The following is a 16,171-nucleotide window of genomic DNA, read 5'->3' as shown; positions in this document are numbered from 1 at the left end:
TCGCGTCACTTCTTCGTGGGTTTCGCCGGCTTCGTCGGCGCCGGATCCGGCGCCGGCCGGCTCGCCGCGCCGTGCGGCTTCGCCGGGCGCTCGCCCGGCGCGGCCTTGTCCGCGGCCTTGCCCGGCGCGCCCTTGCCCGACGCGGCCTTGCCCGACGCGGCCTTGTCCGCGCCCTTGCCCGACGCGGCCTTGTCCGCGCCCTTGCCCGACGCGGCCTTGTCCGCTCTCTTGCTCGGCGCGGCCTTGCCCGCGCCCTTGCCCGGCGCCGCCTTCTCTGCGGCCTTGTCCGGCGCCGCCACCTCAGCGTCCTGCTCCGGCGCCGCGGCGCGCGCCCCGCCTCGGGCCCGCGGCGCGCCGGCCGACGCGCGCGGCGGCAAGGAGGCCCCCGGCAGCCCCGGGGGATAGGTCTCGACGATCGTCCGGCGCGTCGGGCCGAGGTGGTCGCGCGCGACGCGCTGCACGTCCTCCCGGGTCACCGCGAAGTAGCGCGCGAGCTCCCCGTTCAGGTGGGCGGCGTCCCCGAAGAGGAGCTCGTGCTCGCCGAGCGCCCGCGCCCGCGCGCCCGCGTCCGCGAGGCCCGCCACGAACGCCGACTGGAGCAGCCGGCGCGCCCTCGTCAGCTCGGCCTGCGAGGGTCCCGCCGTCGCGAGCGCCCGGATCTCGCCCTCGATCAGCTTCTCGACGTCGCCGACCCGGGCGTCCTCGGCGGGCCGCACGTCGATGGAGAAGAGATCGGGCCCGCGGTGGCCGTCGATCGCGACCCGCACCGACCGCGCGACCGCCTTGTTCCCGACGAGGAGAGCCGGGAGCCGCGAGCTCTCGCCGCGCCCGAGCAGGGACGCCGCGAGCGCGAGCGCGTGGTGATCCGGGTGCTCGCGCGGCGGCACGGCCCACCCGTAGAGGATCGACGGCGCGCGGGCGGCGCTGTCCCTCACGACGCCGGTGCGCTGGCTCGTCTGCTCGGGGAAAGGCACCTCCTTGAAGGGCGCGGCGGAGACGGCGGGGATGCCGTCGAAGTACTCGTGCACGAGCGCCATCGCCGCGCCCGCGTCGAAGCCGCCGGCGATCGCCAGCACCGCCCTGTTCGGGCCGTAGTGGGCGGCGTGGAAGTCGCGGACCCACGAGAGCTCGGCGCCCGCGAGATCGTCCGCCTCGCCGAGCGCCGGGTGCTCGTGGGGCCAGTACCCCTGGAAGACGAGCTCGCGGAGCCGGATCGCGCCCTGGCCGTGGGCGGCGCCGAGGACCGCGCCGCGGCGCTCGATCGCGCCCCTGCGCTGCGCCTCGAAGCCCTCTGCGCTCGGCGCGGGCGCCCGCATGCGATCGGCCTCGATCCACAGCGCCAGCGCGAGCTCGTTCGCAGGCAGCGCCGCCGTGAAGGTGGTGCGATCGACGTCCGCCTCGGCGTGGAGCTCGCCGCCGCGCTCGGCCACGAGGCGCTGGGGCTCGCCCGCCGGCAGGCTGCGGCTGCTCCGGGCCATCGAGTCCATCACGAGGCGCGCCACGCCGCTCCTGCCGCTCGGCTCGTCGCGCGAGCCCGCGTCGTACGTCACGGCCACCGCGACCGTGGGCGAGCTCTCATCGGGGCTCAGCACCACGCGCATCCCGTTCTTCAGCGTGATCCGCTCGACGGGCAGCGCGAGATCGAGCGGCGCTTCCGCCGGAGCCGCCGCGGCGCTCCTCGGCGCCCCCGCCGTGTGCGCCGCCTTCCGGATCGGCGCGCCGCCGCCGCGCGCCGCCTTGCGGGCCGGCGCGCGCGCCGCCTTGCCGGACGGAGGCGCTGCCGCGGCGAGGTGGGGCGCGCCTGCGCAGAGCAGGCCGAGCGCCGCGAGCGCGGCCGTGAGGGCGCGACGGGGCAGGGTTCGGCGCACGGTCGTGGACACCGCAGGGCGATAGCACGTCGCCGCCCGGGTGCGCGCGTCGAGGACGCGACGCGGCGCAGCGACCGCGCTTCACCCTGCCGGCCGACTCGCGTAGGCTCACGCCCCGAGCTCACGACGTCACGAGCGCGCGCCGCGCGCCGCCCCGCGCCGCCCCACGCCCAGAGAGAACCGCCGATGCCCGACGTTGAAAATTTGATCAAAGCCGTTATCGGAACGCTCGTCTTCGTCAGCGTCGGGCTGCTCGTCTTCCTGCTGGCGTTCGTGCTGATCACGAAGCTCACGCCCTTCTCCATCCGCAAGGAGATCGAGGACGACCAGAACACGGCGCTCGCGATCGTGATCGGCTCGGTGATCCTGGGCCTCGCCTGGATCATCTCCGCGGCCATCCACGGCTGACGCGCGGGTCTCGGCGTTGGCCTCGGCCGGGCCCGACCTCCTCGGCGCGCTGCCGGCCGGGCCCAGCGGCGCGGCCCGCGGCGGCTTCATGTGGAGCCGCCGCGCCGACCTCGCTGTGTTCGGCGGCTCCGCCGCGGTCGCCCTCGCCCTCGCCGCGCTCTCGACGGGGGGCGCGCTGCCGGCCTGGGGCTTCCTGCTCTTCGTGGTCGGCGTCGACGTGGCGCACGTGCACACGACGCTCTTCCGCACGTACCTCGATCCGGAGGAGCTCCGCCGCCACCCCGCGCTCTACGCCGGCGTGCCGCTCGCCTGTTACGCCGCCGGCGTCGCGCTCCACCTCGCCTCCGAGCTCACCTTCTGGCGCGCGCTCGCCTACGTGGCCGTGATCCACTTCGTCCGCCAGCAGGTCGGGTGGGTCGCGATCTACCGCGCGCTCGCGGGCGAGCGCTCGCGCGTCGATCGCCTCCTCGACGACGCGCTCGTCTACGCGGCAACCGGGTGGCCGCTCCTTTACTGGCACGCACACGCGCATCAACCGCGCGCGTTCCAGTGGTTCATGGACGGCGATTTCGTGAGCGCGCCCTGGCTCGCGGCCGCGGTGGGCCCGCTCGGCGCGGTGTACGCCGCGCTCGCCGCCGCGTACGTCGCCCGCGCGATCCAGCGGGCCTGCGTCGACCGCGCGCCGCTCAACCTCGGCAAGCACGTCGTCGTCGGGACGACCGCGGCGACGTGGTACGTCGGCATCGTCGCGACCGACAGCGACTTCCAGTTCACGGTCACCAACGTGATCGTCCACGGGGTCCCGTACATGGCGCTCGTCTTCGCGTACGCCCGGGAGCGGGCCCGCGAGGCGCCGCGCTCGCTGCTCGCGCGGGTCCTCGCCGCCGGGCTCCTCGCCTTCCTCGGCGTCGCGCTGGCGCTCGCGTTCGTCGAGGAGATGCTCTGGGACCGGCTCGTCTGGCACGACCGGCCGGAGCTCTTCGGCGGCGCGCGGACAGCGGACGAGCCGCTCCTCGGCCCGCGCGCGCGGGCGCTGCTCGTGCCGCTGCTCGCGCTGCCGCAGGCGACCCATTACATGCTCGACGCCGTGGTCTGGCGCCGTCGCCACACCCGCCCTGCCCAGGCGCGCGCGCTCGGGTTCCGGCCGGGAACGCCCGAGCGCGAGCGGGGCGAGCGCGGAGAGGCTTGACCCGCGGCGCAACTCCCGTAACCCTCGGCGCTTCGCATGGCTTCGCTCGCGGTGCCCGTGCTCCCGCCACGCCCCTCGCCCGCCGCTCGGCGCGGATCGGCGCCGCCCCCGCGTAGCCCGGAACCATGTCCGGAGAAGATCCGACGATGCTGAAGGCATGCGATGCGTGCGCGGTGCTCGCCTGCTATCGCTCCTGCATGCTTGCGCCGTCTGGAAGAGGTAACAGCGATGAGTGAACCCTGGCCAACCGACGGGCTCGGCGGCCCGCGCGTGACGCCGATTCCCCCGAACCCACGCGCCCCCGTCCTCCTTGTCGACGACGACGCCGAGCTCCGCGAGATGCTCCGCGAGATGCTCGAGTCGTCGGGCTACGATGTCTACTGCGCCAGCAACGGCAGGGAAGCGCTCGATCTCCTGCACCAGGCGGACCCGCCGCCCGGGCTCATCCTGCTCGATCTCATGATGCCGATCATGACCGGCGAGGAGATGCTCGCCGCGCTGAAGCAGGTGCACGCCCTCGCGGCGATCCCGGTGACCATCGTCTCCGGCCACGACGGCCCGCCCGAGGGCACGGCCTACCTGAAGAAGCCCGTCGACTTCAGCGCGCTGCTCGGCGTGGTCCAGAAGACCTGCGGCTAGCCCCGCCGGTCGAGCGCGCTCGCAGCGCCGACCGGAGCGTCGACCAGCGCGCCGACCTCGACCGGCGACGGCGACCGCGGGCTCATCGCCGCGAACGCGAGGAGCGCCACGACGGTCAGCAGGAGCGCGAGCGCGAACGCCGCGGCGAGGAACAGGATGCCGAGCGACGCGCGCTCGCTCCCGGCTTCGCCCGCGCCCTGGTCCGGGTCCTCGTCGCGCCGCTCCGGCTCATCCACGCTCCGCCCTCCGCTCGCCGGCTGTGCTTACCGCCTCGCGCGAGACGGCGCAACGGACGCTGCGAAGACCTCCGTGTCCGCCGCGCGGCGGCGTCCTCGGCGGACGCGCCCGTCCGGACATTGTCTGTCCGGAAGGGCCATCGCCGTCCGCCTCCAACGGCTGTAGGTTCGCCTCCTCGGAGGGCGTGAGAATGGCAGAAGGCCGCACCAGCGACGCTGCGGAGAAGAGCGGACAGGCGAGCTCCGATCGCCTGTGGATCCTTGTCAACACAAGTCTTCGTGAGTCTGCGCCAGAGCGCGTAAGTGGCCGCCCTCCGCGGGAAACCATGGTGATACGTGACGGCGATACCCTCCTCGTCAGCGTCGATGTCGGCCGGGGCCGCGGCAAGGCGCTCACGGTGCCGTTCAACATGGTAGAGCTCGGCCGCCTGGAGGCGACGCTGGTGGTGCGGCTCGCGGCCAGCTCCGCCCCGTGCGCCGCCTGCATCGACGAGAGCCTTGCCAGGGCGGCTCAGGAGCCCGGGGGGCTCGACACGGAGCGCGTCCTCCGGGCGGTGCGCGCCGCGATCGCCGGCTGCGCGCAGCGCGCGCACGGCGAGGCCGCCCGCGGCGCGGCCGACGCCGGCGGGCCTCCGCCGGAGAGCTCGGGCCCGCGGCCGTGGGGCGCGCTCCGGCTGGCGCCGCTCAACGCGCCTCACGTGCCCGCGGGGGGCGCGACGGCAAAGGAGAGCGAGCTCGAGCTCCTGCTGATCATCTGAGTCGGGACTTGGCGCTTCCCGGGAGGCGCGCATGCCGGCTCTCGATCCGGCGTCGCGGCGCGCGAATCCGGCTCAGCGCCCCGGCTCACCGAGCCTCCCGTACCGCCGCATCGCCTCGCGCAGCCGGTCGAGGGGGATGGCGTGGGCGACGTTGTCGTCCTGTCCGAAGGTCGTCGTCGCCATGGTCATCGCGTTGAGGATGGCCTCTTCCACGGCCTCTTCGGCGCCCTGGAACATCGGGTTCAGGCGCGCGTCGTCCACCTCGCGGAGACTCCGTATCAGCCCGCCGGGCTCTACGGGCACCCGGTTGCCCGTCGCGAAGGCCAGGAACAGGTCTCCGCTCCCGTCGCGCGAGATCGTCCCTGTGCGCCCCACCGCGAGCGCGATGCGCCGCGCCATCCGCTCGAGCTGCCGCGCGGACAGGGGCGCGTCGGTCGCGACCACGGCGAGCAGCGAGCCTTCGCCGAGGAGTTCCAGCACGGGCAGGAGATCGCGGATCTCCAGCCCTACCGGCACCCCGTCGACCCGGAGCTCTCCGCGTGCCCTGAAGTTCGCCTGCACGATGGCGCCCACCGTGAACCCGCCCGCGGCCTCCGGCAGGACGCGCGACGCCGTCCCGATACCGCACTTGAATTCGTAGCAGATCACCCCCGTCCCGCCGCCGACCGCCCCTTCCTCGACAGGGCCACCCGCCGCGCGCTCCGCCGCCTCGAGGACGTCCTCGGCCGACACGTGCAGCCCGCGGATGTCGTTCAGCGCGCTGTCGTCGCACTCTCCGACGACCGGTGTCACCGTGGGCTCGTCCACGCCGATGCCCGGATAGCGCCGGAGCATGTACTGGATTGCCCGTCGAGCGCGCGCCCCACGGCGAGCGTGTTGGTGAAGACGATCGGCGTCTCCAGCACCCCGAACTCCCTCACATCATGGAGGCCGGTCATCTCCCCGTTCCCGTTCAGGACGAAGCTCGCGGCGGGGACCTTGTTGTGCCAGAAATCATCGGACGTCGGCAGGATGACGGTCACGCCCGTGCGCACCGGCCCCTTGCCCGGGTCGAGCCGGCCGGCGCCGCGGCGATGGGTCACGTGCCCGACCCGCACGCCGGGGACATCGGTGATCGCGTTCAGGCTCCCGGTGGGCAGGCGGCCTATCACGATGCCGAGATCCCGCGCGCGCCGGCGCGCCTCGCCGGCGGGCGCCGGGGGCGGCGGACCAGCGCTCGGCGCGGGAGGGGCGGGTCGAGCCGCAGGGCCGGCGCACGCGAGGAGCGAGGGCAGCAGGAGCGCCGCGGCGAGCGCAGCGCCAGCGGGGAGGCGGGGGCAACGCATCGGCGGGAGGATAGCTGACGGCGGTGTGCTCGAGCTCCGCTCAAAGAGCCGCAGAGGAGTCCTTACGCGATCTGCCCCTCCTGGATGAGCGACACCATCTCGACCCCTCATCCGCGCATCGAAGGCGCCACTTTCAGGTGGTGAGCATTCCCGCAGCTGCCGGAATGGTGAGGACGCCAGAAGACGCCAAAAGAAAACGCCAAAAGACGCCAGGATTATATAATTTTTATTCTCTTGGCGTCTCTTGGCGCCCCATGGCGTCTTTTGGCGTCCTCTGGCCTCTCGGGGCCCCAAAGACCCCAGCAACCCCCAACACCCCACAACCGACCTTCACGCCACAGCCAGCGTGCGGGACGATCTGGCGGGGAACTGCCGCGCGTCCCGCTCGCCGATGCGCTCCATCTCCCGGAGCCAGGCCGCTCGTTGCTCGGGGGTCCGCGTCTTCTGATCGAAGAAGGTGGTCTCGCGGACGGGCCCGAAGCCGACGAAGCGCAAGGTCGCGTTGATGAACGAGGTATGCACGGAGCGCCAGTGCCAGAATCGGTACCACCAGCCCGGGCTATCCATCGTGGTCACGACGCGCGCGCTGCGGCCGGCGAGCAGCCCCTCGGGCAGCGCGCTCCGCTTTCGGTAGGCGAACGACCATCCAGGCAAGAAGGTGCGATCGATGAAGCCCTTGACCAGCGCGGGTGGCGCTGCCCACCAGGTGGGGAAGAACCAGGCCACGTGGCTCGCGCGCTCGATGGCGGCCTGCGCCTGGCGGAGATCGGGCTCGAGCTCCTGCTGGCCGCTGAAGCCGGCGCGCAGGTGCGGATCGAAGGCGAGCGAGCGCAGGGCCAGGAGCTCGACGCGGGCTCCGCCTCTCTCGAGGCCGCTGGCGTAGGCCCGCGCGAGCGCGTCGCTCAGGCTGTCGGGGGCTGGGTGACCTTGGATGACGAGGTGCATGCGTCAAATCTTGGCCATGCAGCAGCGTCTGGGTAGACGGTTCTGCGCAGGCATGCCATGCGTGGGTGCATGGCACGCTCTCCCGCGCCGCCGCCCGCAGGCAGGCCGCTCGCCGACCTGGATTGGGCCGATCTGCGCCTCTTCCTTGAGGTGGCGCGCGCCGGCAGCTTCTCGGCCGCCGGCCGCAGGCTCGGCATCGAGCAATCGACGGTGAGCCGGCGCATGGCGACCTTCGAACGGACGCTCCGGGTGGCGGTCTTCGATCGGCTGCCGGGAGGCTCGATGCTCACCCCGCTCGGCGAGCAGCTCCGCCGCCACGTCGAGTCGATGGAGGCCGGCGCCGACCAGTTCGTGCGCGAGGCCAGCGGCCACGAGAGAGAGGCCGAGGGCCTGGTCCGACTGGCGCTCACGGAGTCGATCGCCGTGCACGGCGTCATCCCGCGCGTGCTCCCGGCGCTCGCCGAGAGGCACCCGCGCGTCTCGCTCCACCTGCTGACGAGCTACGAGGTGGCCGATCTGGGCCACCGTGAGGCCGAGATCGCCGTGCGCTTCTTCCGGCCGAAGAGCGGTGATCTGGTGGCCGCGCGGATCGTCACCCTGCCCACGGTGCCTATCGCCCACCGCAGGCTCTCGAGGAAGGGCCGCGACGAGCTCGACTGGGTCGGCGTCGATCTGGGCCGCACCCCCACCGTCGAGGACGACTACCAGAAGCGGCATGTAAAAAAGGCACCGAAGCTCATCGTGAGCAGCTACATCGCCCAGATCGAGGCCGTTCGCGCGGGGCTCGGCGCCGCGGTCCTGCCGTGCAGCGCGCTCGATCTGGACGACGACCTGGTGGAACTCGATCTGGGCCTGCCCGCAGGCCCGGTGCTCGAGCTCTGGCTCGTCACGCCGCGCGGCCTGCGCCAGGTGCCGCGCATCGCCGCCGTGTGGGGCGCCCTCGAAGAGCATCTCCAGTTCCTGAGCTCGCCGCGACGCGCGCGGGCGCGCGGGCGCTCGGCGGATCCTCAGCAGCGATCGCGGCTTCGGCCGGCAGGGCATGAGCCGGATGCGAGCAGAGGCCCGCCCGCCAGGTAACGTGTCCGCAGGCGAGCTTCTGCAGCGGGAACCCGTGGAAGAAAAGGGTCAGAGTCATGCTGGTCTTGTGCCAGAACGGGCCAGCTGTTCGCCGGATGTCAGGGTTCGGGGGCGCCCCGCGCGCGGCGGCTCGGTCGCTCCGCGCGTTTCGGCTCGGAAACACGAGCCCGCGATCGAGGCCGGCGCGGCACGGCCGATGCTGGACGGGGCGGCATGCGGCGAACCCTCCGAACCTGCGCTCCGCTCCTCGTCCTGTCTCTGACCGCGATCCTCGGTTGCGAGACGTCCACCGATCCCAACCCGGACTCGTACCTCGACCCTGAGGGCGAGGATTGCAGCGACGCCGACAAGCCCTTCTGCGTGGTCGCCTCGGACGAGCAGCGCATCTCGAGCCCGGACGTCCCTCCGGAGGACAGGACCGCGCTCGTCTCGGGCAACTCCGCGTTCGCGCTCGACCTTTACCAGCAGCTCCGCCAGGAGCCGGGCAACGTCTTCTACTCGCCCTACAGCATCTCGACGGCGCTCGCGATGACGTGGGCCGGCGCGAAGGGCGAGACGGAGACGGCCATGGCCGACACGCTGCACTTCGACCTCGGGCAGGACAAGCTCCATCCGGCGTTCAACTGGATCGACCAGGAGCTCGAGAGCCGCGGTCAGGGCGCCCAGGGCGCCGACGGAGAGGGCTTCCGCCTGAACGTCGTAAACGCGCTCTGGGGGCAGATCGGCTACCCGTTCGAGGCGCCCTTCCTGGACACGCTCGGGCTGCACTACGGCGCTGGAATGAACGTCGTGAACTTCTGGGACTTCCCGCAGGAATCGGCCGATCTCATCAACGGCTGGGTCAGCGACCAGACCGAGGGCAAGATCGAAAAGCTGGTACCCGTCGACGCGATCACCCCCGAGACGGTGCTGGTCCTCACGAACGCCATCTACTTCAACGCGGCGTGGCGCACCCCGTTCAAGGTCACCGCGACGGAGGACGGCCCGTTCGAGAAGGCCGATGGGACCGAGGTCACGGTACCCCTGATGCACGGCAACCTGGAGATGCCCTATGCCGAGGGCGACGGTTACCAGGCGGTCGCGATGCCCTACGACGGGGACGAGCTGTCGATGGTGATCATCCTGCCGGCGAAGGGCACGCTCGACGCGTTCGAGGCGTCGCTCGACGCGGCGAAGGTCGACGGCATCGCCGGCGCGATGAGCGAGCACCTGGTCGACACCACGATGCCCAGGTTCAAGTTCGACTACGAGCTGAGCCTGAAGAAGACGCTGGAGGCGATGGGGATGGAGATCGCGTTCACGCCGGGGGTCGCGGATTTCACCGGCATCAACTCCAGGGGACAGCCCTACATCCAGGACGTCCTCCACAAGGCGTTCGTCGGCGTGAACGAGGCCGGCACCGAGGCGGCGGCCGCGACCGCTGTCCTCGTCGGCGACAGGTCGGCGCCCCAGCCCGCGTCGCTCGCGCTCGTGAATCCCTTCCTGTTCCTCATCCGCGACAACGCGACGGGCAGCATCCTGTTCGTCGGCCGCGTCGCCGACCCCAGCGCGAGCTGACCCGCCAAGCCCGGTTCTGCGACGGACGCGGAGGCGTCCCCCGTGAGCGCGCCAACGTACGTGTGGCAGAGTGCCTGTACTGACGATGTCAGGCCTCGCCACGCCGAGCACAGCGTGCCGCAGCCGAGGGCGCTCGCGCCTGTCGCGGGTCCGCCTTCACGCCGAACGCGGCGATGGTGAACACCGACATGATGGCGCCGAAGACATCGAGCCTCATGAAGACCGCGATCCCGGCGTGCAATCCGACCGTGGCTGCCACCCAGAGCCGCCGGGTCCGGCGTGGCCAGATGAAGAACGGGTACCCGATCTCCACGAGCAGCACGAGCCACCCCGCGATCACGGCGATCCAGGCGTGGTGAGCGAGCCACGAAAAGTCGAACCGCCGGTACTCGGGCAGCATGAGCGAGCGCCATATCGCGTCGCCGTCCCACCACGCTGCGCCCAATGCCTTCTCCACGCCGCTCGAGAGGTAGACGAGGCAAAGGTGCAGCTGCACCACCCGCAGCGCGAGGCGCGCTGTCGCGCTCGGCTCGGGCGGCGCTCGCCCAGAGACACGATCGAGCGACAGCGCAGCGCCAGAAGGCATGAAGACGAGGTAGAACAGGAAGATGTTCGCGAATTGATCTGCTCCGTAGTTCGTCCTCTCCGCGGTCATCATCAACGTGAAATGCACGAGCCATGTGCACGCCGCGGAGAGCCTCGTCCTCCAGCCGAGCAGGAGGCCAGCCAGCGACAGCACGTAGAGCACACCCACGCCAGCGATGACCGAGCTCTCGCGGACCCCGAAGCGCGAGAATGCATCCACGAGGTGGCCGATCCGGGGGAAGCCGATCGCGCCAGACCCGTCGAGGAGCTGTCCCTGAACGATGCCCGAACGCGAGTACAGCTCCGAAGCGATGGGCGCGATCAGCGCCGCCTGCACCAAGAGCACCGCCGCGAGCCCTATCCGGAGCGCCGCCAGGGGCCGCGCCGACGCGGGCGCGAACGCGAATCGCCGCATCGGGCCCCACAGGCGCGCAGCTGCGTCTCTGGCGTTCGGCAGGAGCAGGGTGCAGGTCCGCAGCCTCATGGCGTCGTCTCTCTGTCGTTCTCGCCGGCAGCGAGCCGCGCCTTCAGGTTGAACTTGGCCTTGTATTCGACGTACCACCGCGGCTGTTTGCCCGCGCGATACTCCGCCATCGAGGGCAGGTCGTAGCTTTCGAGTCGGACGACGACGCTGTCCGCCGCTGGGTGCTTGGCGAACACCTTCGCTGCCCACGACGCAACCAGGGAGCGCCTTACGGCCGGGTCCTGCTCATCCCGGAACATGCCGATGATATTCTTGACGCGGAGGTCCGCTTCGCGGCTCGCTCCTGTCTCCAGCACCTCGGTCGTCAGCGCTCCCGCGCGATCCCTGACCTCGAAGGTGGCCCAGAGCAGGGGCCCGACGGTCGGAGCGAAGAAGGAATACGCGCTGCTGGCCCCGGAAAACGCGCCATAATAGCCCACCGCGCGCTCCACCCAGCCCTCGTACGGCAAGCGCACCTGCAGCACACCCAGCACGATCACCAGCCCGAGGTGGATCGCAGCGGCGGGCAGCACGAAGAGCGCGCGCTTTTCTATGTTTCCTGTCTCCTCCATGGAGCTCACCCCCATGGATCCGTCGTGCGCGCGGCGTGCCACCCGCTTTCGCCACGCACGTTTCCAATGGGTCGCCACCGGGCCGCAGAGCAGGCCGCGGTCGGACCGCTGCGGCATTGAGGCATCCGCGGCAATCCAGCCATTCATGGCCGTCGAGAAACTGCCCCAGCAGGGAGCCTCCAGGATCTCGGGAGACCCTGTTCAGGAACCTGCGCCGGCAGGTCAGGGGGCGGTCCGCAGGATAAGGATGTACGGCTGTGCCGACATGGGCCACCACTGCGGCAAGGATCCCGCGCGCACCGTGGCACAGGACGCGCTCACATCACCGAAATCACGCGGAATTCTCGCGAATGCGCCTGGCCCGCCGCTTGCTGATTGTGCCAGCGCGACGAGATTGCTGCGCTTTGCAGGGGCGCTGCGTCCTGCGTCTTGCTGTCAAGGAGAGGTGACCATGTCCATCCCGTTCAGAGCCGGCGCCAGCTGGGTCGTCCTCGCTGCGACCGCGGCATCGATCGGACTCGCCGGTTGCGAGCGTGGCGCTGGCACATCCAACCAGACCGGCTTCATCTCCGCCAATCCGACGGGTCCCCGCGGCGGCGATCCGGCGGGTGCTGGCTCGGGCGACGCCAGCTCGGGCACGGGAGAAGGCGAAGGCCCGGACGAGGAGCCGCCGGTGCCGCCGCGCGGCGGAGCCATCGCGGAGCGCGCTATCCGCGACGCGGACATCGTCCAGGAGAAGGACGGCAGGCTCTACGCGATGTCGAGGCACTCGGGGCTCAGCGTCATCGATGTCTCAGGACACGACGGGCCGCGCGTCCTCGGGACCCGCCGGATGTACGGCTCGCCCGCCGCGATGTACCTGCGCGACGGGCTCCTCTACGCCCTGTTCTCCTCCTGGTGGACGCCCGACGCGCCCGACGCGCAGGGGGGCGGGCCCATGAGCCATGTCGAGGTGCTGGATGTCTCCGATCCAGCGGATATCCAGCCCGTCGGCTCGTTCGATCTGCCGGGCAAGCTCACCGACGCGCGCCTCTCCGGCGACGTGCTCCACGCCGTGACCTACTCGCCCGGCTCCTGCTTCGACTGCGCCGACGCGCCGGACATCACCGTCACCTCCCTCGCCGTCGGCGACCCGGCGGACATCGCGGTCATCGATCAGCGGAGGCTCATCGAGAGCGCCCCTTCGGGCTACTGGGGATGGCCCAGCGTGAGCATCAGCGACGATCGCGTGTATGTCGCCAGCGCCGTGTGGAACGACGGCGAGGAGGAAGGGCGCGCCACCATCCAGGTCGTCGACATCTCCGACCCCAGCGGCGCCCTCGTCGAGGGCGCGCGCGTCGAGGTGGCCGGCCAGATCGCGAGCCCCTGGCAGATGGATGAGCACGACGGGGTGCTCCGCTTCGTCAGCCTGCCCGGCCCCTGGCAGCCCGACGCGAAGCCCGGCATCCAGACCTTCTCCATCGTGTCCTCCCAGGAAATCGTGCCCCTCGGCGCGACCGAGCTCGACGTGCATCCGGCGGCAAAGCTGCACTCGGTCCGCTTCGACGAAAACCGCGCTTACGTGACCACGAAGTACGCTTACCTGGTCGCGGAGCCCATGGACCCCGTGCTCACCGTCGACCTGAGCGACCCGGCGAGCCCCGCCCAGGTCGGCGAGATCGGGGGGCACCGCTGGATCAATCACGTGGAGCCGCGCGGAGATCGCCTGTTTGCCTTCGGGGCCCACCTCGACACCGGCGACGGAACCTCCCTGCACGTCGCGCTCTTCGACGTCTCCGATCTCGCGAACCCCGCGATGCTGGCGCGTGTCGACTTCGGCGGCCGTGGCGCGCGCGTCGTCGAGGAGCACGATCGCATCCACGAGGCGTTCGCGCTCTTCGACGGCCTCGGCACCCTCGCCGTGCCCTACAGTGAGCCGGGCCGCGAGGCCTCTTCTTGGGACTGCGGAACCCTCACGGCGGGCATCCAGCTCATCGATTTCACGCGCGACACCCTCGCGAAGCGCGGCGCCGCCGCCACACGCGGACAGGCGCGGCGCGTCCTCGCCAGCGGGGAGCGGCTCGTCGCCGCCTCCGACCTGGGCGTCGAGGCCTTCGGCATCGACGATCGCGGCGCCCCGGCCAAGGTCGCCGAGCTCGCGCTCGCGACGCTCGCCGACGGCACGGTCGCTGTCGACGACATCGTGGTCCGCATCAGCGGCACCTCGCTCGAGATCGCGCCGGCCGCGAGCCCGGGCCTCGCCGAGCCGATCGCCAGGCTCGACGGCGCGGCGCTGTACACGAATGCCCCCGGCTGCCAGCGCTACCTCGGCACTGCCCGCCTCTTCGCGCACGGACAGCACGTCTACGTGCTCGCGCAGACATCGAACGCCGCGCTCACGCGCCTCGCGATCGTCGATGTCGGAGACCCGGCCGCGCCGCGCGTGGTCGCCCAGCGCGATCTGCCCTTCAGCCCCGGCGCGCTGTACACGAATCCTTCCGGCGCTCTCGTGTCCGCGGGCGACTCCGTGGTTCAGGCCGGCAGCACCCTCGTGATCCGTGGCGTCAGCGATGACGGCTACTACACGTTCGAGGAGGACCGGCCGCCTCACGAGGCGTGGCTCGATCTGCTCGACCTCTCCGACCCGCTGAACCCGCGGCACAGCTCGCTGGCGCTCCCGGACGGCGCCGGCCACACGGGCCTTCAGCTCGACGGCACCACGGTGCTCGTCTCGCGCTGGACGCCGCTGCCCGGCGATCCCTCCAGGGCGCGCTTCTATCTCGATCGCATCGACGTCGCGGACCCGTCCTCGCCGGTGATACGGGCGCCGGTCAACGTGCCCGGCTCGCTGCTCGCGTTCGACGGCGCGTCGAGCAGGCTGCTCACGACGGATTACGAGACCGTCGAGACCCCGGTGGTGGGGAGGGAGGCGTGTGCTCACGCCTTCGCGTCGAACGCGGCGTTCACGCCGGCAGCCGCCGGCGATGATGCCGGTCCGGGCGTGTGCAGGGGCACGCGGAGGACGCTCAAGCTCCTCGATCTCGATGACACGGGCGCGCGGCTCCTGGACGAGAGTCCACTGGACGACACCGTGGCGGTCATGAAGGCGCTCGCCGGCGAGAACCGCGCCTTCCTGTCGGTGAAGGACGCCGCCCACGACGGAAGGTCCTCGATCCTCGTGGCCGGCGGGCTGCAGGAGGGCAGCCTGAAGACCGCGATGCAAGAGGTCGCGGGCTTCGACCATAGCGATGGCCCGCTGCTCCTCGCGGACGGAGCGCGCCTCCTCGTCGTCGACAACTACTGGCCCGCTCTCTCCATCCTCGACGCGACCGACCTCACCGCGCTCTCGTTCGAAAAGAAGAGCGAGCTCCCGGGGTATGTGGTCCACGTGACGCTCTCCGGCGACCGCGCGCTCTGCTCCTGGGGCTACGGCCTCGAGGCCGTGGACGTCGGCCCTTGATCCACGTCGCGCGGCCCGCGGCCGAACCGCGCCCGCGCCCGCCACACGAGGATCCGCGTGCTTCGGCCAAGCCGCGTCGACCCGCGCTGGTTCGCTTGAATGACCGTCCCAGTGGCATGTCTGGTGACAAGCCGAAGTGCATCGCGAGGAGGCGAACGATCATGCGCAGGGAATTGGAGTGTCTCAGGCCCATGAATGGACTTGCACAGATGCGAACGCTGGCGATGGGTTGCATCGCCGCGAGCGTCCTCGGCCTCGCCGCGTGCGGCGACGAGGGGCAAACGAGCAGCAACGCTGGAGGCGCGGGCGGGCAAGGAGGCGCTGGAGGCGCGGGCGGACAAGGCGGTGTCGGCGGCGCGGGCGGACAAGGCGGCGCTGGAGGCGCGGGCGGGCAAGGCGGGGTCGGCGGCGCGGGCGGGCAAGGCGGCGCTGGAGGCGCGGGCGGAGGGGGATCGAGCGCGTGCGAGCCCGGCGTTTCAGGAACGGCCACGCCCGTGACGATCCGCTTCCGAAACACAGGGGCGACCGAGCTCCTGGTCGGCGACACCCCGTGCATCTCGACGTGGATCGTGACCTCATCGAGCGGCGCCGAGGCCCCGAGGAACCTGGCAAGGCCGCTGTGCGACGACGGGACCCCGATCTGCCCCGCAGATTGCCTCGAGGCTGGCTATAAGCCGCTCCCGCCTCAAGGCGAGCTGACGTTCACCTGGAACGGCGTCATCTTCGAGAGCGTCGACGCAATGGCGGCGGGGTGCCCCGCGGCTCAGGCGGACGAGCTGTGCCCCGCGATGTGCGCGCGGCCCGTGGACGCCGCGCCGGGCAGCTATACGCTCAAGGCATACGCGTACGACGGATCGACGCCGATTGAAGAGACCGTCACGTTCACCTACCCCGAGTTGGCCGAGGTCGAGGCGGTGTTCCCATAGATTGAACGGCTCGCCGGCGGGTAGTGGTTAACTTTGCCCGGAGAGAGTCCAGATGAAGGCGGGAGGAACATCGAGCTTTCTTCCCACCTTCCCGCCTTCATGTTCAAACTTGACCACCACCCGCCGGCGCTCGCCGCAGACGCCGCCGCGAGGTGATCTCTCAGCCTGCGGCAGGGGCGCGGTT

At 71.4% G+C, this 16,171-nt stretch carries 13 protein-coding genes and 1 pseudogene; 8 read left to right on the top strand and 6 right to left on the bottom strand.

Annotated elements, in window-relative coordinates; genetic code table 11:
• Positions 1-5: 5 nt before the first annotated feature.
• Entirely contained in the window at positions 6-1,868 is a 1,863-nt protein-coding gene (locus tag WMF22_RS46565) for an insulinase family protein (RefSeq protein WP_438033934.1), read from the bottom strand.
• A gap of 204 nt (positions 1,869-2,072) precedes the next feature.
• Here WMF22_RS46565 and WMF22_RS46560 point away from each other — a divergent pair, with 204 nt between their 5' ends.
• The 3 genes from WMF22_RS46560 (at position 2,073) to WMF22_RS46550 (ending at position 4,104) form a co-directional block, all read left to right on the top strand.
• Positions 2,073-2,276, top strand: coding sequence for a DUF350 domain-containing protein (locus tag WMF22_RS46560; protein WP_437296266.1), 204 nt, complete (start codon positions 2,073-2,075; stop codon positions 2,274-2,276).
• A 16-nt stretch (positions 2,277-2,292) separates the two neighbouring features.
• Positions 2,293-3,465: a hypothetical protein gene (locus WMF22_RS46555; protein ID WP_437296265.1), complete on the top strand. Its 1,173-nt coding sequence runs from the start codon at positions 2,293-2,295 to the stop codon at positions 3,463-3,465.
• Positions 3,466-3,693: 228 nt separating this feature from the next.
• Complete coding sequence (locus tag WMF22_RS46550) at positions 3,694-4,104, top strand: response regulator (protein WP_437296264.1); 411 nt, start codon at positions 3,694-3,696, stop codon at positions 4,102-4,104.
• On the opposite strand, the gene WMF22_RS46545 is transcribed toward WMF22_RS46550, so the two are convergent.
• Entirely contained in the window at positions 4,101-4,340 is a 240-nt protein-coding gene (locus tag WMF22_RS46545) for a hypothetical protein (protein ID WP_437296263.1), read from the bottom strand. The genes WMF22_RS46550 and WMF22_RS46545 overlap by 4 nt on opposite strands.
• Positions 4,341-4,666: 326 nt before the next feature.
• Between WMF22_RS46545 and WMF22_RS46540 the strand changes: the two genes are divergently transcribed.
• Positions 4,667-5,098: a hypothetical protein gene (locus WMF22_RS46540; protein WP_438033933.1), complete on the top strand. Its 432-nt coding sequence runs from the start codon at positions 4,667-4,669 to the stop codon at positions 5,096-5,098.
• 72 nt (positions 5,099-5,170) lie between these two features.
• Here the strand turns inward: WMF22_RS46540 and WMF22_RS46535 are convergent.
• Positions 5,171-6,423, bottom strand: a pseudogene (locus tag WMF22_RS46535) (P1 family peptidase).
• A 330-nt stretch (positions 6,424-6,753) separates the two neighbouring features.
• Entirely contained in the window at positions 6,754-7,368 is a 615-nt protein-coding gene (locus tag WMF22_RS46530) for an NAD(P)H-dependent oxidoreductase (RefSeq protein ID WP_437296261.1), read from the bottom strand.
• A 69-nt stretch (positions 7,369-7,437) separates the two neighbouring features.
• Here WMF22_RS46530 and WMF22_RS46525 point away from each other — a divergent pair, with 69 nt between their 5' ends.
• Both WMF22_RS46525 and WMF22_RS46520 read left to right on the top strand, forming a co-directional pair.
• Positions 7,438-8,445 carry a LysR family transcriptional regulator gene (locus tag WMF22_RS46525; RefSeq protein ID WP_437296260.1) on the top strand — a complete coding sequence of 336 codons (1,008 nt, stop codon included), beginning with the start codon at positions 7,438-7,440 and terminating at the stop codon, positions 8,443-8,445.
• Between the two features lie 213 nt (positions 8,446-8,658).
• Positions 8,659-10,002, top strand: a complete 1,344-nt coding sequence (locus WMF22_RS46520) for a serpin family protein (protein ID WP_437296259.1) — start codon at positions 8,659-8,661, stop codon at positions 10,000-10,002.
• Between the two features lie 88 nt (positions 10,003-10,090).
• Here the strand turns inward: WMF22_RS46520 and WMF22_RS46515 are convergent, their stop codons facing one another.
• Together WMF22_RS46515 and WMF22_RS46510 are read right to left on the bottom strand one after the other, a co-directional pair.
• Complete coding sequence (locus WMF22_RS46515; RefSeq protein WP_438033932.1) at positions 10,091-11,071, bottom strand: HTTM domain-containing protein; 981 nt, start codon at positions 11,069-11,071, stop codon at positions 10,091-10,093.
• Positions 11,068-11,769 carry a hypothetical protein gene (locus tag WMF22_RS46510; RefSeq protein WP_438033931.1) on the bottom strand — a complete coding sequence of 234 codons (702 nt, stop codon included), beginning with the start codon at positions 11,767-11,769 and terminating at the stop codon, positions 11,068-11,070. The genes WMF22_RS46515 and WMF22_RS46510 overlap by 4 nt, the downstream gene beginning before the upstream one ends.
• 304 nt (positions 11,770-12,073) lie before the next feature.
• Here WMF22_RS46510 and WMF22_RS46505 point away from each other — a divergent pair, with 304 nt between their 5' ends.
• Together WMF22_RS46505 and WMF22_RS46500 are read left to right on the top strand one after the other, a co-directional pair.
• Complete coding sequence (locus WMF22_RS46505; protein WP_438033930.1) at positions 12,074-15,061, top strand: beta-propeller domain-containing protein; 2,988 nt, start codon at positions 12,074-12,076, stop codon at positions 15,059-15,061.
• Between the two features lie 191 nt (positions 15,062-15,252).
• Complete coding sequence (locus WMF22_RS46500; RefSeq protein ID WP_438033929.1) at positions 15,253-15,987, top strand: hypothetical protein; 735 nt, start codon at positions 15,253-15,255, stop codon at positions 15,985-15,987.
• The last annotated feature ends 184 nt before the right edge of the window (positions 15,988-16,171 follow it).

Source organism: Sorangium sp. So ce204 (assembly GCF_051526795.1).
GTDB classification, from domain to species: Bacteria; Myxococcota_A; Polyangia; order Polyangiales; family Polyangiaceae; genus Sorangium; species Sorangium cellulosum_B.
Note: the sequence above shows the minus strand (reverse complement) of the source record. Positions and strands in the feature narration are given on the sequence as shown.

Coding starts and splice junctions, on each gene's coding strand:
- WMF22_RS46550 (WP_437296264.1), top strand. CDS start 3,694: ATGAGTGAACCCTGGCCAACCGACGGGCTCGGCGGCCCGCGCGTGACG.
- WMF22_RS46540 (WP_438033933.1), top strand. CDS start 4,667: ATGGTGATACGTGACGGCGATACCCTCCTCGTCAGCGTCGATGTCGGC.
- WMF22_RS46530 (WP_437296261.1), bottom strand. CDS start 7,368: ATGCACCTCGTCATCCAAGGTCACCCAGCCCCCGACAGCCTGAGCGAC.
- WMF22_RS46525 (WP_437296260.1), top strand. CDS start 7,438: ATGGCACGCTCTCCCGCGCCGCCGCCCGCAGGCAGGCCGCTCGCCGAC.
- WMF22_RS46520 (WP_437296259.1), top strand. CDS start 8,659: ATGCGGCGAACCCTCCGAACCTGCGCTCCGCTCCTCGTCCTGTCTCTG.
- WMF22_RS46515 (WP_438033932.1), bottom strand. CDS start 11,071: ATGAGGCTGCGGACCTGCACCCTGCTCCTGCCGAACGCCAGAGACGCA.
- WMF22_RS46510 (WP_438033931.1), bottom strand. CDS start 11,769: ATGAATGGCTGGATTGCCGCGGATGCCTCAATGCCGCAGCGGTCCGAC.
- WMF22_RS46505 (WP_438033930.1), top strand. CDS start 12,074: ATGTCCATCCCGTTCAGAGCCGGCGCCAGCTGGGTCGTCCTCGCTGCG.
- WMF22_RS46500 (WP_438033929.1), top strand. CDS start 15,253: ATGAATGGACTTGCACAGATGCGAACGCTGGCGATGGGTTGCATCGCC.